This is a genomic window from Nakamurella sp. UYEF19 (assembly GCF_040546275.1).
Lineage (GTDB): Bacteria > Actinomycetota > Actinomycetes > Mycobacteriales > Nakamurellaceae > Nakamurella.
Window position 1 is genome coordinate 107,383 of sequence record NZ_JBEPNO010000009.1, and the last position, 19,177, is coordinate 126,559.

20 protein-coding genes and 1 riboswitch are annotated in these 19,177 nt (G+C 67.6%); of the genes, 9 read left to right on the top strand and 11 right to left on the bottom strand.

The window, feature by feature from the left end; genetic code table 11:
* Positions 1-104: 104 nt before the first annotated feature.
* Positions 105-932 (bottom strand): SDR family NAD(P)-dependent oxidoreductase, encoded by an 828-nt coding sequence (locus tag ABIB25_RS14375; protein ID WP_354529145.1) that lies wholly within the window; start codon positions 930-932, stop codon positions 105-107.
* Positions 933-935: 3 nt separating this feature from the next.
* On the opposite strand from ABIB25_RS14375, the gene ABIB25_RS14380 reads away from it, so the two are divergent.
* Positions 936-1,880, top strand: a complete 945-nt coding sequence (locus ABIB25_RS14380; protein ID WP_354529146.1) for a DNA-3-methyladenine glycosylase family protein — start codon at positions 936-938, stop codon at positions 1,878-1,880.
* 39 nt (positions 1,881-1,919) lie between these two features.
* On the opposite strand, the gene ABIB25_RS14385 is transcribed toward ABIB25_RS14380, so the two are convergent.
* The gene (locus tag ABIB25_RS14385; protein ID WP_354529147.1) at positions 1,920-2,123 is read right to left on the bottom strand and encodes a hypothetical protein; all 204 of its coding nucleotides are present in this window, start codon (positions 2,121-2,123) and stop codon (positions 1,920-1,922) included.
* A 490-nt stretch (positions 2,124-2,613) separates the two neighbouring features.
* Between ABIB25_RS14385 and ABIB25_RS14390 the strand changes: the two genes are divergently transcribed.
* The 4 genes from ABIB25_RS14390 (at position 2,614) to ABIB25_RS14405 (ending at position 6,301) form a co-directional block, all read left to right on the top strand.
* Positions 2,614-4,251, top strand: a complete 1,638-nt coding sequence (locus ABIB25_RS14390) for an HNH endonuclease signature motif containing protein (RefSeq protein ID WP_354529148.1) — start codon at positions 2,614-2,616, stop codon at positions 4,249-4,251.
* Between the two features lie 66 nt (positions 4,252-4,317).
* A riboswitch (adenosylcobalamin (AdoCbl) riboswitch) is annotated at positions 4,318-4,477 on the top strand.
* 4 nt (positions 4,478-4,481) lie between these two features.
* Positions 4,482-4,709: a CbtB domain-containing protein gene (locus ABIB25_RS14395; protein WP_354529149.1), complete on the top strand. Its 228-nt coding sequence runs from the start codon at positions 4,482-4,484 to the stop codon at positions 4,707-4,709.
* Positions 4,710-4,737: 28 nt separating this feature from the next.
* Positions 4,738-5,601: a CbtA family protein gene (locus tag ABIB25_RS14400; protein WP_354529247.1), complete on the top strand. Its 864-nt coding sequence runs from the start codon at positions 4,738-4,740 to the stop codon at positions 5,599-5,601.
* Positions 5,576-6,301, top strand: coding sequence for a hypothetical protein (locus ABIB25_RS14405; RefSeq protein WP_354529150.1), 726 nt, complete (start codon positions 5,576-5,578; stop codon positions 6,299-6,301). Before ABIB25_RS14400 ends, ABIB25_RS14405 begins: the two co-directional genes overlap by 26 nt.
* Here the strand turns inward: ABIB25_RS14405 and ABIB25_RS14410 are convergent.
* Positions 6,294-6,692, bottom strand: a complete 399-nt coding sequence (locus ABIB25_RS14410; RefSeq protein ID WP_354529151.1) for a YhaZ family DNA alkylation repair protein — start codon at positions 6,690-6,692, stop codon at positions 6,294-6,296. The two genes, ABIB25_RS14405 and ABIB25_RS14410, sit on opposite strands and share 8 nt — an antisense overlap.
* Positions 6,693-6,695: 3 nt before the next feature.
* Here ABIB25_RS14410 and ABIB25_RS14415 point away from each other — a divergent pair, with 3 nt between their 5' ends.
* Positions 6,696-7,934, top strand: a complete 1,239-nt coding sequence (locus ABIB25_RS14415; protein ID WP_354529152.1) for a sensor histidine kinase — start codon at positions 6,696-6,698, stop codon at positions 7,932-7,934.
* A gap of 8 nt (positions 7,935-7,942) precedes the next feature.
* Here ABIB25_RS14415 and ABIB25_RS14420 read toward each other — a convergent pair whose 3' ends face one another.
* From ABIB25_RS14420 to ABIB25_RS14445, 6 genes are all read right to left on the bottom strand, one after another.
* On the bottom strand, positions 7,943-9,472 hold the full coding sequence (locus ABIB25_RS14420; protein WP_354529153.1) for a flavin-containing monooxygenase: 1,530 nt from the start codon (positions 9,470-9,472) through the stop codon (positions 7,943-7,945).
* 33 nt (positions 9,473-9,505) lie between these two features.
* Positions 9,506-10,081, bottom strand: a complete 576-nt coding sequence (locus tag ABIB25_RS14425) for a TerD family protein (RefSeq protein ID WP_354529154.1) — start codon at positions 10,079-10,081, stop codon at positions 9,506-9,508.
* Between the two features lie 77 nt (positions 10,082-10,158).
* On the bottom strand, positions 10,159-10,314 hold the full coding sequence (locus ABIB25_RS14430) for a hypothetical protein (RefSeq protein WP_354529155.1): 156 nt from the start codon (positions 10,312-10,314) through the stop codon (positions 10,159-10,161).
* A gap of 147 nt (positions 10,315-10,461) precedes the next feature.
* Complete coding sequence (locus tag ABIB25_RS14435) at positions 10,462-11,625, bottom strand: LamG-like jellyroll fold domain-containing protein (protein WP_354529156.1); 1,164 nt, start codon at positions 11,623-11,625, stop codon at positions 10,462-10,464.
* Positions 11,618-12,196, bottom strand: coding sequence for a signal peptidase I (locus ABIB25_RS14440; protein WP_354529157.1), 579 nt, complete (start codon positions 12,194-12,196; stop codon positions 11,618-11,620). The genes ABIB25_RS14435 and ABIB25_RS14440 overlap by 8 nt, the downstream gene beginning before the upstream one ends.
* A gap of 26 nt (positions 12,197-12,222) precedes the next feature.
* The gene (locus tag ABIB25_RS14445; RefSeq protein WP_354529158.1) at positions 12,223-12,945 is read right to left on the bottom strand and encodes a hypothetical protein; all 723 of its coding nucleotides are present in this window, start codon (positions 12,943-12,945) and stop codon (positions 12,223-12,225) included.
* A gap of 361 nt (positions 12,946-13,306) precedes the next feature.
* Here ABIB25_RS14445 and ABIB25_RS14450 point away from each other — a divergent pair, with 361 nt between their 5' ends.
* On the top strand, positions 13,307-13,600 hold the full coding sequence (locus ABIB25_RS14450) for a YrdB family protein (RefSeq protein WP_354529159.1): 294 nt from the start codon (positions 13,307-13,309) through the stop codon (positions 13,598-13,600).
* Here the strand turns inward: ABIB25_RS14450 and ABIB25_RS14455 are convergent.
* Complete coding sequence (locus ABIB25_RS14455; RefSeq protein WP_354529160.1) at positions 13,590-14,618, bottom strand: NADPH:quinone reductase; 1,029 nt, start codon at positions 14,616-14,618, stop codon at positions 13,590-13,592. The genes ABIB25_RS14450 and ABIB25_RS14455 overlap by 11 nt on opposite strands.
* Positions 14,619-14,650: 32 nt before the next feature.
* Positions 14,651-16,699 (bottom strand): ATP-dependent helicase, encoded by a 2,049-nt coding sequence (locus ABIB25_RS14460; RefSeq protein WP_354529161.1) that lies wholly within the window; start codon positions 16,697-16,699, stop codon positions 14,651-14,653.
* Between the two features lie 109 nt (positions 16,700-16,808).
* On the opposite strand from ABIB25_RS14460, the gene ABIB25_RS14465 reads away from it, so the two are divergent.
* Complete coding sequence (locus tag ABIB25_RS14465; protein ID WP_354529162.1) at positions 16,809-18,185, top strand: aspartate aminotransferase family protein; 1,377 nt, start codon at positions 16,809-16,811, stop codon at positions 18,183-18,185.
* A 116-nt stretch (positions 18,186-18,301) separates the two neighbouring features.
* The gene (locus ABIB25_RS14470) at positions 18,302-19,150 is read left to right on the top strand and encodes a nitrilase-related carbon-nitrogen hydrolase (RefSeq protein ID WP_354529163.1); all 849 of its coding nucleotides are present in this window, start codon (positions 18,302-18,304) and stop codon (positions 19,148-19,150) included.
* The last annotated feature ends 27 nt before the right edge of the window (positions 19,151-19,177 follow it).

Sequence of the window (19,177 nt, forward strand, 5' to 3'; positions counted from 1 at the left end):
CGTGTCTGTGTCGTGCTGGTTGCGATTTCCACCGATTCTACCGGTTCAAGAACAAGTAAAATCGGTGTCAGCGAATCGCGTGGATGCGCTCACCTGCGGACCACTCACAGGCGGCCGAAAGCGGTGACGACGGCTCGCTGCCAGAGTCGGTTCGACAGCGACCCGACCGCATGCCCGAGCCGCGCGTCGTTCCCGACCAGCACCCGCGGCCTGCCTCGCGCGGCTCCCCGCAGGATGATCGCAGCGGCGTCGGCGGCGGAGGTCCGAGCCAGCTTCTCCTCGAACAGATCTGAACGGCCCGAGGGCTCCTCGCCCGCGTTGACCGTGCCGTTGCGCGCGATCGAGGTCCGGACGCCGCCGGGATGTACACATGTGACGGCGACCGGATGACGCGCGATCAGCATCTCCATCCGGAGTGATTCGGTAAATCCCCGGACGGCATACTTCGCGGCGACATAGGCACTCTGCGTCGGCATCGCGACGAGTCCGAAGAGACTGGAGATATTCACCAGATTGCCATGGCCGGAGGCGATCAAATACGGCAGGAAGGCCTTCGTACCGTTCACGACGCCCCAGAAGTCCACCGCCATCACGCGTTCGATATCGGTAAAACTCATCCCCAGCACATCACCGCCATGCGAGACGCCGGCATTGTTGATGACCAGTTCGACCCGGCCGAATTCCAGCCCGACCGATTCGGCATACCTCAGCACGGCCTCCCGATCGGTCACGTCGAGCCGGTCCGATCTCAGCATCGCCGCTACGGCGGGGCTCGTCGAGCGGACCAGGTCCACCGTCCCCGCCAGACCGGCCTCGTCCACGTCGGAGATCACCACCACAGCCCCCGCCGCGGCCAGCGCAACCGCCAGGGCCCGCCCGATCCCCGAACCCGCGCCGGTCACCACAGCCACCCGACCTCGAAAACGACCCATGCGATGAAGAATAGAATCGCTGACGACATGGGCGACCCGATGACCGAGAGAGTGCTCGAATCCGCGCGCCCGGTCGACCTGGCCTCCACCATCGGCCCGCTCCGCCACGGCCCCGGCGACCCGTGCCATTCCGCCGGCGCCGACGGCACGATCTGGCGTACGTCGATGATGCCCACTGGGCCCGTCACCTATCTGCTCGATCAACTCGGCGCGCATCAGATCCGTTGTCGTGCTTGGGGTCCGGGCGCTGCCGAACTGATCGATGGCCTCGGCGACCTGCTGGGCGAAACGGACGATTCAAGCACCTTCGCACCGGAGGACCCCAAGCTGGTCGACGCCCATCGGCGCCACCCCGGACTGCGGATCCCCCGGACCGGCCGGGTCCTGGAGTCCCTGATCCCGGCGATCCTCGAGCAGAAGGTCACCGGGAAGGAGGCGTTCCGGGCCTGGCGGGTGCTGGTCACCCGACATGGGACGGATGCTCCAGGCCCGGCACCCACCGGCATGCGGGTGCCGCCGACTGCCGAGCAGTGGCGCATGGTGCCGTCGTGGGACTTCCACCGCGCCGGCGTCGACCCGAAGCGCTCGTCGACCGTCGTGACGTGCGCGCGGTTCGCGCGACAACTGGAAGGCTGCACCGGCCTGGACTCGGCCGGTGCCCGTGCCCGGCTGATGTCGATCCCCGGGATCGGCGCCTGGACGGCCGCCGAGGTGGGGCAACGTGCCCTCGGCGACGCAGACGCCCTGTCCGTCGGCGATTTCCACCTGTCCGGGGTGATCGGCTGGACGATGCTCGGCCGACCGATCGACGACGCCGAGATGGTCGCCTACCTCGAGCCGCTACGGCCGCACCGTCATCGGGTGGTTCGGTTGCTGGAAGTCAGCGGGCAGGCGTTCAAACCAAGATTCGGGCCGCGGATCACCATCCAGGACCATCGCGGTCACTGAACTCCACCCGCATCTCACCCGTAGCCGTCGTCGACCCGGTCAGAGCACCAAAACCAGGACGACGGCAACGATCACGATCGACAGGATGACGGGGATCAGCAGGCCGGGCCAGACCCAGAGCCGCTGCAGCCCGGTCCTGGCCTCTGTCTCGGAACCCGATCCCTGGGGACCTGACTCCACGAACCGCCGGAACATCTGGGTGTCCGCGATGTCGTGGGGATCGTCCGCGCCGGGGCTCGTCATGGGTACATCCAACACCACCGGCGCCGCTGACGGGTCGACGTACGAGCTCGATCCGTCGACTCCGCTGGTCGCTTCCCGGAATTCCGTCGGGGTGGTCGGCCGCCACCGGTCTTTCGGATGGCGGGGGCATGTCCGTTTTGTCCCATAGCCGTTCCGGGCTGGAACGTCCGACCCCGTCCGAACCCGGCCCTCTGGCGCCCGCCGTGCATGGTCCGGTCTCGGCATGGGCCGGTCTCGCGACGGTCCGGTCTCGCGACGGTCCGGTCTCGGCATGGGCCGGTCTCGGCAGATCAGGGGCTCTCCTGCATGTCCGATTCGTCCCATGAGCGTTCCGGGCTGGAACGTCTCCGATCGCCTCGACAGCCCTCCCGCGTCCTCTTGACCAAGGACTGTCGGTGGTCCGGACTAGCCTCGAACGTACGTACAAACAGTGTCGGTGCCCCCCTCCGACCAGCAGTGATCATCCCATGTTCGAACCGAGAGGCAGCCCGTGAATGTGCTCAGCATCGATCCGAAGGCCGACCCGCCGAGTTTAATACCGACCTCGAAACCGACCGACCTAGGTCACGACGAGCTGGAACTGATCCGCGTCCGGTTGAGCGCAGCTGCCGGCCGGATGGCGTCTGCCGAGTGCTGGTGGCTCGATCTGGTCGCCGAGTGCGACGAGACGCTGGCCTGGTTCGGCTACGGCGTCCGCGACTGCGCTCACTGGGTCGCGTATTCCTGTTCGATGAGTCTCGGCACAGCCCGCGAACACGTTCGTGTCGCGCGGGCGCTCCGCACGTTGCCGCTGATCCACGGCGAGTTCGCCGCCGGACGGTTGTCCTATTCCAAGGTCCGTGAGGCAACTCGGATCGCGGGCCGTGTCGAGGAAGCCACCCTGCTCTCGCTGGCCCAGACCCTGACCGCCTCGCAGTTCGAGACCTCCACCCGAAAGTTCCGCAAATATGATCCGGATCGGGTGGAGCAACAGAAACGACGCAAGGCCCGGTGGTTCGTCGACGACGACGGGATGGTGGTCCTGACTGCCCGCCTGCCGGCCGAGGAGGGGGCGGAACTCATCGCGGCCCTTGATTCGTCGGCGCACCAGCTGTCAGCGCAGCGCGCCGACGCCACCCCTGGCACATCATCACCATCAGCAGATTCCACGCAGCCGCCCGGTGCCGGAGCCCCTTTCGGCATCTTCGACAACTGCACTGTGGAAGCCTCCGCGGTTCGGCGAGCACCCGATCCATCGGTGAGCTGCGTCGATGCGCTGCTCCGCGTCGCGCGCGGGTTCTTGGCCGGCAGCCCCGCGGATCCGTCCGGCGAGGATCGCCATCTGGTCGTGGTGCACGTCGATGCCCGCCTTCTCGCCGAGACGGTCGGACTGCCGGTCCCCGAGTCGGTGGCGCCTGAATCGGTAGCGCCTGAGCCACTGAGTTCCCCATCGGAGGCGCCGCCGGCGGCCGAAAGGCTGCGGGCCGCAGACGAGCACGAGCACCTGGACGTCTCGGCGGTCCCCGCGGAGAAATGCTGCGAGGTCGCCCGCATCGGTGGCGTCGCACCGGGAACGGCGGCGAGGCTGGCGTGCGACGCGATGGTCGTCGCCATGGTCCGCGGTCACGCGGGCGCGGTCCTGAACTACGGCCGCAGGCGACGGCTGGTTTCGCCGCACCAACGGAGGGCCCTGATGGTCCGGGACGGCAGCTGTCAGTTCCCGTCCTGTGCCCGGACGACGCACCTCGTGGCCCACCACGTGCAGCACTGGGCCGCCGGTGGTACGACGGATCTCGGCAATCTGGTTCTGCTGTGCCAGCTCCACCACATGGCAGTCCACGAAGCCGGTTTCGGCGTCGCAGCCGCGGCGGACTCGACGAAGTCGGTACCCCGGTGGCAGTTCACCGACCCCGGAGGCATCGTGCTCGAGCCCGGTCGCTTCCGTGTCGATCAAGGCGACGGGTCCGGGTTCAGGACTACCTTCCCGTTGGACCGGGATCTGGACGAGATCACCCGGTGGACAGATCGTGGGTCCGAAGCCATCCGCCCGCGGTGGGCCGGAGAGAAGGTCAGCATCGGTGACATCGTCGACGTCCTACTGCGAAACACTCTTGACAGCAACCCCATCGACCGTCAGAAGGCGGCGTGATCGGACCGTTGTGGGGCCATGGCCCGGGGGCGCCCGTGGGGCCATTGCTCTGCGCGCACCCGGGGGGCTACGGTTTGGGCTCGTGAAGGTGTGAGGAAGCCGGTGTAAATCCGGCACGGTCGCGCCACTGTGAGCAGCGTTCGGGGTCTCCCCGGTTTCTGTGAGTCAGGTCTTCCGCCTTCACGTGCCCCCTCGATCACGGGACGCAGAATCCCGGAAGGAGCTCCACCATGACCACTGCTGCCACCAGCGTGGCGTCACCGACGGCCATCCCCACCCAGGTCGTCATCCCACTGTCCAAGGCTGCAGCCTGGCTGATCACGGCCACATCCCTGGCGCTCGCCGTGTACTACTTCGTGGGCATCGACCAGGGCGCCACCTCGGTCTTCGGGAGCAACACCGCCATCCACGAATTCGTGCACGACGCACGCCACTTCCTCGGCTTCCCCTGTCACTGAGCCGATCTCAGTCACCGAGCCCGTGAACATCGCAGCCAAATTGATTCTCAGAGGCCTGCTGGTCGGCGCCATCGCCGGCCTGTTGGCGCTCGCCTTCACTCGCATCTTCGCCGAACCGGTGATCAACAGGGCGATCGACTACGAATCCGCACGGGACGAGGCGCAGCACGCCTTGGACAAGGCTGCGGGCCTGCCCGTCGACGAACACGGCCACGACATCTTCAGCCGGACGATCCAGGCCAATCTCGGCATCGGAGTGGGGATGATCCTCTTCGGTGCTGCCGTTGGCACCCTGTTCGCGGTGGTCTACACCGTGTCCCTCGGCCGGGTGGGCGCGCTCCGGCCTCGGACGCTCGCAGTCCTCGTCGCAGGCGGAGGATTCCTCGCGCTCTACCTGGTGCCGTTTCTTGCCTATCCGGCCAACCCTCCGGCCATCGGCCACAAGGACACGATCAAGGAACGCAGCGTTCTGTATCTGCTGATGGTGGCCGCCGCAATCGTGTTCCTCGCGTTCGCCGTGCTGCTCGGCAAGCGGCTGACGGCACGCTTCGGCCACTGGAACGCGCCACTGATCGCCGCGGCGGCCTATGTCGTCGTGATCGGCGCGGCGACAGCCCTGTTGCCGTCATTCGGGATGCTCGCCACGAACGTCCAGCACTACGGGGCGCAGGCCACCGAGACGCCACTGCCCCTGCTGGATACCAAGGGCACCATCGTCTTCCCCGGTTTCCCGGCCGACGATCTGATCCAGTTCCGACTGTATTCGGTGGGCGCCCAGCTCGTCCTCTGGGCGGCCATCGGGTTGCTGTTCGCTCCGCTGGCCCACCGGGTGCTGGAACCGACGGACCGTCTTCGACAGGCGTCAGGTGATCGGGAGAAAGCGGCTGTCTGACGACGTCATCGACGAGATCGCTGATCTCGGACCGCATTTCGCAATGGAGATCAGCGATCCCGATAGCGGCGACGGCAACAACAGCAGCAACAACGGTGATCCCTGGCAACCGATTGGTGCCTTGATCGATGGCTCCGCAACTCTTCTGACGCGCTACCGGCAGGTCCAGGACGCACTGACCGCGATGTCCGGGGCACCGGTCGAACTGCGGGTCGCCGCCTCGGTGGGTCATCTCGGTCTCGTCGCCAGGTTGGTCTGCCCGGCGTTCGGAGCTGCGCTCCTCGGCTACCGGCTCGACCTCACCGGGGTGAGGTGGCAGCCGGTGGTGGGCGGAATCCTGCCGCTCTCCGTTCCGCGCTCCGCGCTGACACCGGGGATCGGGACGACCCAAATCGTCGGTGCGCCGATCATCGACCTGCTCGACCGGACGAACGGACTTTCTGTCTCTCGGAAAGTACTGTGGGGCAACGTATTCTCGGCCGTGAACGGGGCCGCTAACACCGTCTCCAGTATCCGACCCGATCTGGCCGACCGAGCTCGCGCGCTCGCCGGCGAAGTGCTTGCCGGATCACCCCTTCGCGACACGTTCGTCGGGACCCCGGGCCGCGACGGCCGCCGGCGGAGCTGCTGCCTGATCTACCGGATCGCCCCACCGAACAGTGGAAGTTATTGCGGCGACTGCATTCTCGCGGTCAACTGAGCAAATCGACCGCGGCACTTCCGGACGGTCTTCCGTTGATCTGCAACTCGATGCGGTGTCTACCGGGGTAGTGCACGCGAGTGGTGATGGGCCGGAACGAATGTCGTTTGACGATGGCCAGATCCTGCCCACCCGGAAGATCACGTACCGCGAGCTTGAAGACCTTCGGCGACGTGGAGCCATTCGCCTTGACGAAATGCACCACGTAGTCGATAGCCAGGTGGACGATTTCCGGTCCGTCGTGACGAAGGCCGAACGACAGTTCCACGACCTCGCCCATCGTCACTGCCGACCGATCGAGCACCAGCGGCGAGACCTGCAGACCTGCGACCTCGGGAAAGCCCATCAGCCGCAACGCCTCCGGATGTCCCTGCTTGATCAGCGTCCGCATCGCATGTCGGACGAGTCGTGCGGTGGTCAGGGCCGGCGCACCCAGCCATCGCTCAGCCGTGCGGAGCGCGAGATCGGCCTCGAGCCGACTGAGATCCCGGTGCTGGCCCTGTCCCCGGTGTCGGCCACGGCCGCCGCCGTGGCCGGCGTCCGCGAGGCCGGTTACGTGGTCTGGGTGACGATGCCCGGTTCGCCGACGATCGGCACGGATCCCGCCGTCGGCGCTCTCGACGGCCCGGATTCGAGGACTGCGCAGGTCACCGAGGTCGCCGCCGCCGCCGGGGCTCCCGGCGGCGTCCTGATCGTCCAGCCGGTCGCCAGATCCGAAGGGGAATCGGTGATCCGGCTGCTCGTCACCGATGACGACCTGTCCGCCGGCGTGCGCCGGATCTGGCTGCTGCTGGGCGGGATCGGCCTCGTCCTCTTCCTGCTGTCGATCTTCGTCGCCGATCGGCTGGCCCGCGCGATGACGAGGCCTATCACCCGGCTCGCCGAGACCGCGGAGCTGCTCGGTCGAGGCGACGTCGGCGCGCGGGTGCAGCCTGCCGGCCCGCCCGAGGTCGCCTCCGTCGGTGCGGCACTGAATCGGCTCGGCGGGCGCATCGGTGATCTGCTGATCAGCGAACGGGAGTCGGTGGCCGACCTCCGACATCGCCTCCGGACCCCGGTGACGGCTCTCCGTCTCGACGTCGAAGGTCTCACCGACGATGACGCCCGCGGTCGGCTCGCCGCCGATGTGGACGCACTCGACCGCGCCGTCGACGAGGTCATCCGCTCGGCCCGGCGTGCCACCGATCCGGACGCGGCCACCTGTGATGCAGCGGCGGTGGTTCGCGACCGCATGGTCTTCTGGTCGGTGCTCGCCACCCATCAGCACCGGCCGGTGACGACGTCGGTCACCGCTTCCCCGGTGCCGGTCCGCGCGGCGGCGAGCGACCTCGCCGCCGCTCTGGACTCGTTGGTGGGCAACGTCTTCGCCCACACCGGTGATGACGTGGCCTTCGAGGTGAGGTGCTCGTCCGCGTCCGGTGGAGGAGCGGTCGTCGCGGTGCTGGACGCGGGACCGGGATTCGCGCCGGGGGCCGGACGACGGGGCGAATCGGGCGGCGGATCGACCGGTCTCGGCCTCGACATCGCCCGTCAGATCGCGGAGTCTTCGGGCGGATCGCTGACGGTCGCCAGGTCCGCGGACGGCCGCACAGCGGTGACGATCGAGCTCGGCCCGATGGTGACGGGTGGATGACCCGTTCGTCAGGAGCGCCTCCGCGGCTCGCTGCCGGTGCCTCCGCTGACCCTGGATCCGACCCCGATCGGCGGCTGAACGGACCGGAACTCCATCTGCTCCGTGATCGACCCGAAGCGCAGCGCCGGCAGGTCACGCAGGTAGTTCATCGTCACCCGCCAGGGGGCGACGGTCCCCTGCTGCGGGAAGTCCTTGACCGACCTCCGGACGTAACCGGCTGCGAAGTCCAGGAACTGGACCCCCGGCACCGAAGGGTCGGCCACCGGAACTGCTGCAGCGTAGTGCTTCTCCCGCATCAGGTTCAGCAGCCGACAGACGTACTCCGAGGTCAGGTCGACCTTCAGCGTCCAGGACGCGTTCGTGTAGCCGATCGCGAAGGCGAAGTTCGGCACCCCGGCGAGCATCATGCTCTTGTAGGCCATGCTCGCCGGCAGGTCGACGTCCTGCCCGTCCACCGACAACTGCATCCCGCCGAACGCCAGCAGATTGAGACCGGTTGCGGTCACGACGATGTCGGCCTCCAGCACATCCCCCGAGGCCAGCCGCACCCCGGTCGGGACGAACTCGGCGATCTGGTCGGTCACCATCGTCGCGGTGCCGTCGGACAGCGAGCGGAACAGATCGCCGTCCGGCACGACGCACAGCCGCTGGTCCCATGGGTTGTACCGGGGCGTGAAGTGGGTGGCGACGTCGAATCCCGGCGGCAGCTGACGCCTCACCCCGCGGAGCAGGAACTTCTTCGCCGCCTTCGGCCAGCGGCGGGTGATCCGGTAGCTCGCCATCGTGGTCAAGACGTTCTTCCAGCGGGACATCAGGAAGGCCGGACCGGCCGGCAGGATCCGCCGTGCCCGGTCGTTGAAGGCGTCCTCGGCGGGAAGCGAGATGACATAGGTCGGCGACCGCTGCACCAGGGTCACCCCGTCGGCCGTGCGCGCCATCGCGGGTACCAGCGTCATCGCGGTCGCACCACTGCCGATCACCACCACCTTCTTGCCCGCATGGTCCAGGTCCGCCGGCCACTCCTGGGGGTGGACCAACTGCCCGGTGAAGGAATCGACGCCCGGCCAGTCCGGCTGAAAACCCTTGTCGTAGCGGTAGTACCCGCTGCAGCAGTAGAGGAAGCGGCACGTCATCCGGACCGCGTCCTCGCCCTGCTGGATCTGCAGCGTCCACCGGGAATCCACGGAGGACCATTCCGCCCGAACCACCCGCCGCCCGAATTGGATCCGGCGGTCGATGCCCTGCTCACGGGCGGTGTCGCGAACGTAGCGCAGGATCGAGGGTCCGTCGGCGATCGCTGCGCTCCCGGCCCACGGCCGCAGTCGGTACCCGAGCGTGAGCATGTCGGAGTCGGAGCGGACCCCCGGATACCGGAAGAGGTCCCAGGTCCCGCCGATGCTGTCGCGGCCTTCGAGGATCGTGTACGTGAGATCGGGGCACTTGGTCTGGAGATGGTGCGCCGCACCGATTCCGGACAGACCGGCACCCACGATCACCACATCGACGTGCTCGGTGATCGTGGGGCTCGGATCAGGCATTCCACCACGGTACGTGCAGACGGATCACACTGATCAGACCGTGACGCCGTAATCCCTGGCGATCCCGGTGAGGCCGGAGGCGTAGCCCTGGCCGACGGCCCGGAACTTCCACTCGGCTCCGTTGCGGTAGATCTCGCCGAAGACCATGGCCGTCTCGCTCGAGGCGTCCTCGGTGAGGTCGTAGCGGGTGATCTCGGTGCCGTTCGCCTGGTTGACGATGCGGATGAACGCATTGCGGACCTGGCCGAAGCCCTGCTGGCGGACCTCCGCGTCGTAGACGCTGACCGGGAAGACGATCTTGTCGATCTCGGCTGGAACGGCGGCCAGGTTGACCTTGATCGACTCGTCGTCGCCGTCGCCCTCACCGGTGAGGTTGTCACCGGTGTGCTCGACGGAGCCGTCCGGGGAGGTTTTGTTGTTGAAGAAGACGAAGTGACTGTCCGACAACACCTTTCCGTCCGCCTTCAGCATGATCGCGGAGGCGTCGAGGTCGAAATCCGTGCCGGTGGTGGTGCGGGCGTCCCAGCCGAGTCCGACGAGGACCGCGGTGAGGCCCGGGGCCTCCTTGCTCAGTGAAACGTTACCGCCCTTGGTGAGGCTGACTCCCATGACATGCCCTTCTGTTTGTCCTGCTCTGGTTGATGTTTCGGGTTCGGTACCGGTGGGTCGCCTGCCCTGTGGAACAACTAGCGCCTGGGGCCCTTGCCGCTGATCTTGGCCATCAGCGAGGTGAGCTTCTCCCGGTTCTCCGGCTTGGCCGCAGCGGCCTTGGCCTTGTCGGCCAGGCGCCGGCCCTGCGGACTCTGCAGGAGGCTGGTGAGTTTGCTGGCGAGGGATGCCACGGTGTTCTCCTTCTTTCTTGGGCCGACTGTCTGGGCCGATGACTCCACTGTGCGCTGCCCGAGTACGGCAATGACAGGTCAGTATTCGGCGACCAATCCGAGAATGAATTGCTGATGTTCGGCAGCGCAAATGATAGAGACGCCGCCCTAGGTGTGGCTTCCCATCGCGAAATGGCCCTGGATCGTGGCCGCCGACAGGACGGTGTTCGGCGAGGCCGCACTGCCGTAGTAGATGGCCACCGACGCAAGAGAGCCGACCAGCGAGTACGGCGCAGCGGTGGCACCCAGGAGGCCGAGGACGGGCGATCCGACGTTGATCGTGCTCGTGTTCGGCTGCACCTGGAAGCACTGGATCCGCCACTTCGACGGACTGGAGGTGTCGTTGGAGGCCGCCGTCGTGGTCGTGGTGACTGCGAGGACGCCGTCGACCCACAGTGTCAGCACCGCCGGATACGTCGCTCCCGCCGACGGTGGTGCCGGGTTCGGCTGCACGGTGGCGACCAGGTGGTGCCAGGCGGAGTTGTTCACGGCGGTCGGCCCGGTCAGGTAGGTGGTGGCCGCGGCCAGCGTGCCGGCCAGCGAGACATTGGCCCCGGACACCGACGTGACGTTGGGGGTGCTCACCGCCAGCACCGGTCGACCACCACTGTTGAGATACAGCAACCGATCCGGCAGGGTGCCGGCGGTCTCACTGCCCGGCGAATACCCGATGACGGGGCCGCCCGCCGTCGTACCCGTGTTCACCCACGCCTCCAGGGTGATCGCCGGGGTCGCCTGCGCATTCCACGCCGCCGCAGAGGAGATGCCGTTGTTGGCAGTTCCGGTGCTCGGCGGGAACAGGCAGGTACCCCCGAAGTTGACCTTGGCGGCCGTCGCTGACGGGTGGATGCCGGGCGGCCCTGCCGATTGGAAGGTCACTGCGGGCGGTTGGGTGATACCACCGAGCAACCCATTGCAGCCGAGAGGAAGCAGCCCTCCTCCGTTCAACGTGCAACCACCTGGCGCCGTGTACTGGTAGCTGTGCGCATTGCCGGAGGCGTCGGTCGCCGCGGCAGTGGTGGCCGAGGACCCGGAAGGGCCGGCGTCCGTCAGGGGGAGGTAGAGCACGGGGCTGTCGGCGAGCACGACCTCCTGGTAGCTGCCGAACCGGAACGTGTTGCCGGTGTTGACGTTGGTCGCGGTGAAGACCGCACCGGTCGGCGTCAGGAGCAGTGCGGGCAGCACGCCGACCACCACGATCAGCAGCGATGCCCACCAGACGCCATGCGCCAAGCGGCGGTACCGGCCGGACCGACGGCGACGCTCAGACACGAGCTGTTCGCGCCCTGGCGTGGCGTGGCTGGTGCGGGATCAGCTCCGGGTCGGACCGCCAGGCGGCCACCGCCCCGGCCACCGACAGCCAGAACAGCAGGAACGGTACCCAGTGGTGCTGCTGCAACCAGATCATCGGCAGCCCGATCCAGCCCACCTTGATGCGTCCGAGACCCACGATGTCCGAAGGGACGGACGTGCGCGGGTCGTCGCTGACATTCGCGTCGCCCTTCGTGGTCACCGAGTCCCCGTGGATCGAGACCAACCGATGGGTGGTCAGCGCGCCCTCGAGAGCCGGGTTGTGGAAGGTGACGACCTGGCCATCGGTGTAGTCGCTGCGCCGCTGCACGATCACCACGTCGCCGATCATGATCTTCGGTTCCATCGAGCCGGACTTCACCACGTAGGCCGACCAACCGGGCAGTGCCGCGGGAAGCGTCGCGATCAGGGTGCCGCCGATCACCAGCGTCAACCAGAACCGTCCGAGGACGGAGCCGACGAATCGCAGCCACCACAGGAATCCGGTCGGCGGCGAGGACGCACCCTCGTCAGGATCGTCCTCGCCGTCCATCGTCAGATCCGGCTGTCGCCGGCGGATCAGGTGCCGACCGTCTGGCTCCAGTTGAAGGCCGCGCCCGCGCCGCCACCCTGCAGGGTGTTTCCGAGGCCCGAGTTCAGCGTCCACTGGATCAGGAAGAGTCCCCACTCACCGGTCGCCGTACCGGCCGTGGTCCAGCCGGTCGAGACCCCTGTGGTCGACAACCCCGACAGCACACCGCTTGCCACCGCGACCACGCCCGTGGGAGTGGCGGGAGTGGTCGCGCTGGCCGGTGCCGACAGCGGGGCCACCGACTTGATCCAGTTGTCGCAGGCCAGATGCGCCGCGGCGTCCGAGGCCGCAGCCGTCGGACCGTACTGGACATTGACGGTCAGGCTCCCTGTCAGATCCGGCGCCGGGGTGGTGACCAGATTGCTGACGTTGAACAAGACAGGCCCGGGCACGTTGCCGGTGGCCTTCACGGTGATGCACTTGGTCCCCGTCTGCCCCGGGATCAGGAAGTTCGTCTTCTGCGGTACGGAGATGTTGGAAGTGCCACCGGTCGCGAAGATCGCCGTCGTGCCGGCCTGGAAGGTGCCGACGTCGCCGTCGTTCGTCAGGGTCAGACTGGCTGCCGACCAGGTGTTCCCGGTGTTGCCGGTGGTCGCGGTGAACGCCGCGGTGGAGCCCTGCCAGACCATCACGCCCAACATCAACAACGCTGCCGGGATCACGCCGGCCCGAAGGACGTTCCGGGATCGGGACCGATGATGAATGGACATGGGAGTCTCCCTACCTGCGGCGGACGACCGCGAACGCGGCCCCCGTCCGACAGTGTGCTGTCCACGTCGCTCATCGTCACCCCAGCAGGTTTGGCACTCCACCCTGAGAGTGAAAATCGATTGCAGACAGTGAGATCGAGTATCCACCAAGGCGTGCGATCGGGTCATCGGATGAGGAACTCCCGAAACTTCGGGCACCGATTGCTACTTCGATTCCGCCCGGATCCTCGGTTGGCTCAGCCCGCGGTGGCTCCTCGCCCTTTCGGATGATTCTCACGGTCGGCAGTCACGATCTTGCGCACGGGCGCAACTAATGAGAGCATCGCTCTTGTATCGGACTGTTGCTCACCGGAAGGTTCTGATGTCGACCCTCAACTTCACTGATGTGCTCTATTTCGTCGCCGAGATCCTGGTCTACGTGGCGGTGGCGTGGTGGGGCTTCACCCGCGACGTCCCTGGCCCGCTCCGGTGGTGCCTCGCGCTCGGCCTGCTGGTGCTGTTCGCCGTCACCTGGGGGTTGCTCGCCTCACCGAGGGCGACCTTTCCCCTGCACGGGGTCGCTGACGCCGCCTTCCGGATTGCCTGGTTCGGCCTCGGCGCCGCCGCGGCGATCGTCGTCATCGTCCAGCGGTCGACGGCGGCGGTCAGTCACTGACGTCGATCAGGACCTTGCCGACGGCCGACTCCTGCACGGCCACATGGGCTTTCGCTGCATGCGCGAGCGAGAAGTGGTGCTGCGGCAGGCAGAGGCGGACGGCGTCGTCGGCCAGCGCGGCACTGACGGAGACCACCCCGCGTTCCTTCGCGTCGTGCGGTGCCCGGTAGATCAGGACGAATTGCCAGCGGGCATTCACCACCATGGACGGGCGCACCGGCAGCGACATCTCCGAGCCACCGTCCTCGGAGTACAGGGAGATTGCCCCGTTGTCCGCGATCACGGCCGCATCGATCGCCGCGTTCACCGCCGCGGACACCTCGACGATGGTCTCGACGCCCTTCGGCACGATCCGGCGGACCTGCGCTGCGACGTCGGTGTCGCGATAGTGGATGACGTGATCGGCGCCCGCCGCAGCGGCCAGCTGCGCCTTGTCGGGGGTGCTCACCGTGGTGATGACGGTCGCGCCGGCCCAGTGGGCGAGCTGGATCGCCGCGTTGCCGACGGCGCCGGCACCACCGGCCACGAGCACGTGACGGCCGGTCAGGGACCCTGGCGTCAGCAGGTTCGGGCCGTCCTCGTTGACGGTCAGGCAGCGGTGCGCCGTCAGGAACGGGATGCCGAGCCCGGCTCCCAGGTCGAAGGACGCGGTCGGGGGCAGTTCGACCGCCTGGGCCTCCGGTATCAGGGCGAAGTCCTGGGTGGTGCCCTCGCTCCGCTGCCAGGCGGCCTCCCAGATCCAGACGCGCAGCCCGATCCGACCGCTGTCGACGCCGGGACCCACCGCGTCGATGACGCCGGCACCGTCCTGTCCAGGTACCTGCGCCGGCTCGACCGCAGCCGACTGCGGGCCGCCGCGCCTCGACTTCCAATCGGTCGGATTGACGCCGGACCGGTGGATGCGCACCCGCACCTGGCCGGGACCCGGTTCCAGCAGCGGCTTCTCGATCAACGTGAGGACCTCGGGACCACCGGTGACGGAGTAGACGACAGCGCGGGGGTAGGTGGATGCAGTCATGCCCTGCACTATCCCAGGCCGACGAAACGCGCTCAGGCCCAGAGGTCGTCGAGAGCGGGCATGGCCACGGTTCCGGTTCGGGCCCCGGGCCGGCGACCGGCCGACGGTCGTTCCGGAACGATTTCGTGGACGTCGAGCACGGACAGGGCGGCGGCGTCGATGAATCGGCTGACCTGCGCGAAGCTGTGCTTGTCGTCGCGACCGAAGCGGTGGTGGGGCATCCGCAGCGGTGCGTACAACGAGAGCTCGTCGGCGGCCCTCGTCACCGCGACGTAGAACAGCCGCTGCTCCTCGAGCAGGCCGTCATTGCTCGTCAGGGCCATGTCGGAAGGGAACGCCCCGTCGGCCAGGTGCATCACGTGGACCACCGGCCACTCCAGGCCCTTCGCCGAGTGCACGGTGGAGAGCACCAGGTAATCGTCGTCCAGATGGGGCGGGCCGGCCAGGTCCGACGTCGACGCGGGCGGGTCCAGGGTCAGCTCGGCGACGAAGGCGGCGAGGTCAGGCGCCATCCCAGCCGCAGCGATCAGCCGCTCGAGGTCGCCGAGGCGGGCTACGGAGTCCGGGTAGCGGGTGGTCATCAGCGGGCGCAGGGCGCGCAGACAGGCCGCCGCCCGATCGGCGACGCTGGGCAGATCGCGGGCACGGGCCACCCCGTCGAGCGTCACGGTGAGGGCCAGCCGGCTCATCGCCGGGGCAGCGGCGACGGCCTCGGCCACCCAACCGCCCGAGAGCTCCCCCACCGCAACGACTTCCAGCAGATCACGGGCCCGGGCCGGGCCGATACCGTCGTGCAGGCGCAGCAGCCGGTACCAGGCGACCTCGTCGACCCGGTTGGCGGTCACTCGCAGGATCGCGACCAGATCCTTGACGTGGGCAGCCTCCAGGAACTTCAGCCCGCCGAACTTCACGAACGGGATCCGTCTGGCGGTCAGCTCGATCTCCAGCAGATCGCTGTGATGCCCGGTCCGCATGAGCACGGCCTGATCCCGCAGCGGGCGGCCGTCCGTCGCGGCCGTGAGTACGGCGTCGGCGATCGCCCTGGCCTCGGCGGGCGCGTCATGACACCGGACCAGCCTCGCCCGGTGCCCACCCTCACGCAGCGAATGCAACCGCAGGCTATGCCCGGACGTACTGGGCCGCACCGCATTCGCCAGATCGAGCAGTCGCTGACGGGAGCGGAAGTTGCGTTCCAGCCTGATCACCGTGACGTCGTCGAAGGCTGCGGTCAAGCCGATCAGGTGGTCGCTGTCGGAGCCGCGGAAGCCGTAGATGGCCTGCGCGTCGTCGCCCACCACGGTGAGCCCATGGCCCGTCGGACGGAGTCCGAGCACGATGTCCACCTGGGTCTGGTTGACGTCCTGGTACTCGTCGACCAGCACGTGGTCCCAGCGACCGGCGATCTCCGGCTGCAGCACCGGATCCGCCAGCAGGCTGCGCCAGGCCAGCAGGAGATCGTCGAAGTCCAACATCCCGCGCGCCCGCTTCCGGGCCACGTACGCGCGGAGCACATCGGTGATCTTCTCGGTGTGCGGGTCGAGCCACGGGAAATCGGTGGCGATCAACGCCCTGGCCGGGGTGCCGGTGGAGACCGATCGGGAGTACAGGTCGATCAGCGCCGCCGGGTTGGGCATCCGCGCGTCCTTCTCGGCGAGCCCGTGGTCGTGCCGGAGCAGGTCCATCGCGTCCACCGAGTCGGCGCGATCCAGCACCGAGACGTCCGCGGGCAGGCCGAGCACATCGCTGTAGCCGGTGACCATCTGGTGCGCCACCGCGTGAAAGGTGCCGCCCTGCAGCCGCCGCGCGGCCTCCCGCCGGGTGCACATGGCCGCGGCCCTGGTCAGCATGTCGTCTGCGGCCCGGCGGGTGAAGGTGAGCAGCAGGATCCGCTCCGGGGGCACACCACGATCGATGAGGTTCGCCACCCGGGCGGTCAGCGTGCGGGTCTTCCCGGTGCCGGCCCCGGCCAGGATGACCAACGGCGCGTCACCGTGGGTCGCCGCGGCGAGCTGTGGGTCGTCCAGGCCGGCGTCCCACCCTGCCTGATCCAACCCTGCCTGATCCGTCCCGGTCTCGAACATACGTTTGATGGTAGCCCCGCGGGTCTCCAAGGGGGCGCGGCAACGCATCTTTCCTCGTGTTGCCGGGCCCATCTTGTGCCAACCAGGGCTGGCTCGTAAGTTCAGGCGGGTGGAGAACCCGACTCAGACCCCAGACCCGGCACGTGGCGCAGAGATCAGGAAACTGGATCGCGAGCACGTCTTCCATTCCTGGTCCGCGCAGGCGTTGATCGACCCGATCCCGATCGCCGGCGCCCTCGGCAGTGAGTTCTGGGACTACGACGGCAACCGGTATCTGGACTTCTCCTCCCAGCTGGTCAACGTCAACATCGGCTACCAGCACCCGAAACTGATCGCGGCGATCACCGAGTACGCGTCCAAGTTGTGCACGATCGCGCCCACCTTCGCCAATGATGCGCGGAGCGAGGCAGCCGCGCTGATCGCCGGCAAGGCGCCCGGCGACCTGAACGCCGTCTTCTTCACCAACGGCGGCGCCGAGGCCAACGAGAACGCCATCCGGATGGCCAGACTGCACACCGGCCGGCAGAAGATCCTGACGATGTACCGCAGCTACCACGGCGCCACCGCCAACGCGATCGTTGCCACCGGCGATCCCCGCCGCTGGGCCAGCGAGGTCGGCGTGAGCGGGTTCGTGCACTTCTGGGGTCCTTACACCTATCGCTCGGCGTTCTACAGCGCCGACGAGCAGCAGGAGTGCGCCCGCGCGCTGGAGCACCTGGAGAGCGTGCTGACCGTCGAGGGTCCGGCCACCGTCGCGGCGATCCTGCTGGAGTCCGTGGTCGGCACCAACGGCATCCTGGTCCCGCCGGACGGCTACCTCGCCGGCGTCCGCGAGCTCTGCGACCGGTTCGGCATCCTGCTCATCGCCGACGAGGTGATGGCCGGGTTCGGGCGCTGCGGCGAGTGGTTCGCGATCGACCACTGGGGCGTCACCCCCGACCTCATCACCTTCGCCAAGGGCGTCAACAGCGGCTACCTCCCGTTGGGCGGCGTCGTCATCTCCGACCCCATCGCGGAAACGTTTGCGCACAAGGCGTTTCCCGGTGGGCTGACCTATTCCGGCCACCCGTTGGCCTGCGCCTCCGCGGTCGCCAGCATCAAGATCTTCGAGGAGGAGGGCATCGTCGAGAACGCCCGCCGGCTCGGCGCCGAGGTGGTCGGGCCGGAACTGGAGAAGCTCGCCGACCGGCACCCCAGCATCGGCGAGGTCCGCGGGCTCGGGATGTTCTGGGCCATCGAGTTGGTCAAGGACCGCGAGACCAGGGAGCCGCTGGTGCCCTACAACGCGACCGGGTCCGACGCGAAGCCGATGGCCGAGTTCACCGCTGCCTGCAAGCAGAGCGGACTGTGGCCGTTCGTGCACTTCAACCGGACCCACGTGGTGCCGCCCTGCACCATCACCGAGGTCGAACTGCGCCGCGGCCTGAGCCTGCTCGACGAGGCCCTCACGGTGGCCGACTCCCACTACACCGGGCCAGGCGCCTGACAGCCGGATCGACACCGCCGCGTCACACGGCCGTCATCTGGCCTCTGGACAATCACAGCTTCCCCACGACGTCAGACCATTCGCAGAATATCGGCACCAAGAGAGGCCCGCGGGAAATGACCGTCATCAAGGCAGCGCTCACCCAACTCGCCTGGACCGGCGACAAAGAGTCCATGATCGCGTTGCACGAGGAATACGCCCGCAAGGCGGCCGCGCAGGGCGCACAGATCATCTGCTTCCAGGAACTCTTCTACGGTCCGTATTTCGGGATCGTCCAGGACCAGAAGTACTACGAGTACACCGAAACGGTCCCCGGCCCCACCGTCGAAAGATTTCAGGCCGTGGCCAAGGAACTCGGCATCGTCATGGTCCTACCGGTGTACGAGGTGGCCAACGAGGGCGAGTACTACAACACCGCCGCCGTGGTGGACGCCGACGGGACCTACCTCGGCAAATACCGCAAGCACCACATCCCGAACCTCCCGCAGTTCTGGGAGAAGTTCTATTTCCGGCCGGGAAATCTCGGATATCCGGTTTTCCAGACCGCGGTCGGACGGGTCGGCGTGTACATCTGCTATGACCGTCATTTCCCCGAGGGCTGGCGTGAACTCGGCCTCAACAACGCCCAGATCGTCTTCAATCCCTCTGCGACCAAACCCGGTCTGTCCAACCGCCTCTGGGAACTGGAGCAGCCGGCTGCCGCAGCCAACAACCAGTACTTCATCGGTGCCAACAACCGCGTCGGCATGGAGACCGAGGAATTCGGCGAGGACGCCGTCCGGTTCTACGGCTCCAGCTACTTCGTCGGCCCCCGCGGCAACTACGTCGGTGAGATCGCCTCGCAGGGTGACAACGAGCTGATCGTCCGGGATCTCGATCTCGCCGAGCTGACGCAGGCCCGCAACGATTGGCAGTTCTACCGCGACCGCCGGCCGGAATCGTACACCAGGACCACCGCACCCTGATCTGCGCACCTTGATCCGTAGGAGAAC

What these genes read in the sequence shown, in the direction of transcription:
- ABIB25_RS14375 (WP_354529145.1), bottom strand. Translation starts at nt 932, where the DNA reads ATGGGTCGTTTTCGAGGTCGGGTGGCTGTGGTGACCGGCGCGGGTTCG.
- ABIB25_RS14380 (WP_354529146.1), top strand. Translation starts at nt 936, where the DNA reads ATGAAGAATAGAATCGCTGACGACATGGGCGACCCGATGACCGAGAGA.
- ABIB25_RS14385 (WP_354529147.1), bottom strand. Translation starts at nt 2,123, where the DNA reads ATGACGAGCCCCGGCGCGGACGATCCCCACGACATCGCGGACACCCAG.
- ABIB25_RS14395 (WP_354529149.1), top strand. Translation starts at nt 4,482, where the DNA reads ATGACCACTGCTGCCACCAGCGTGGCGTCACCGACGGCCATCCCCACC.
- ABIB25_RS14410 (WP_354529151.1), bottom strand. Translation starts at nt 6,692, where the DNA reads ATGCGGACGCTGATCAAGCAGGGACATCCGGAGGCGTTGCGGCTGATG.
- ABIB25_RS14415 (WP_354529152.1), top strand. Translation starts at nt 6,696, where the DNA reads ATGTCGGACGAGTCGTGCGGTGGTCAGGGCCGGCGCACCCAGCCATCG.
- ABIB25_RS14420 (WP_354529153.1), bottom strand. Translation starts at nt 9,472, where the DNA reads ATGCCTGATCCGAGCCCCACGATCACCGAGCACGTCGATGTGGTGATC.
- ABIB25_RS14425 (WP_354529154.1), bottom strand. Translation starts at nt 10,081, where the DNA reads ATGGGAGTCAGCCTCACCAAGGGCGGTAACGTTTCACTGAGCAAGGAG.
- ABIB25_RS14440 (WP_354529157.1), bottom strand. Translation starts at nt 12,196, where the DNA reads ATGGACGGCGAGGACGATCCTGACGAGGGTGCGTCCTCGCCGCCGACC.
- ABIB25_RS14445 (WP_354529158.1), bottom strand. Translation starts at nt 12,945, where the DNA reads ATGTCCATTCATCATCGGTCCCGATCCCGGAACGTCCTTCGGGCCGGC.
- ABIB25_RS14450 (WP_354529159.1), top strand. Translation starts at nt 13,307, where the DNA reads ATGTCGACCCTCAACTTCACTGATGTGCTCTATTTCGTCGCCGAGATC.
- ABIB25_RS14455 (WP_354529160.1), bottom strand. Translation starts at nt 14,618, where the DNA reads ATGACTGCATCCACCTACCCCCGCGCTGTCGTCTACTCCGTCACCGGT.
- ABIB25_RS14460 (WP_354529161.1), bottom strand. Translation starts at nt 16,699, where the DNA reads ATGTTCGAGACCGGGACGGATCAGGCAGGGTTGGATCAGGCAGGGTGG.
- ABIB25_RS14470 (WP_354529163.1), top strand. Translation starts at nt 18,302, where the DNA reads ATGACCGTCATCAAGGCAGCGCTCACCCAACTCGCCTGGACCGGCGAC.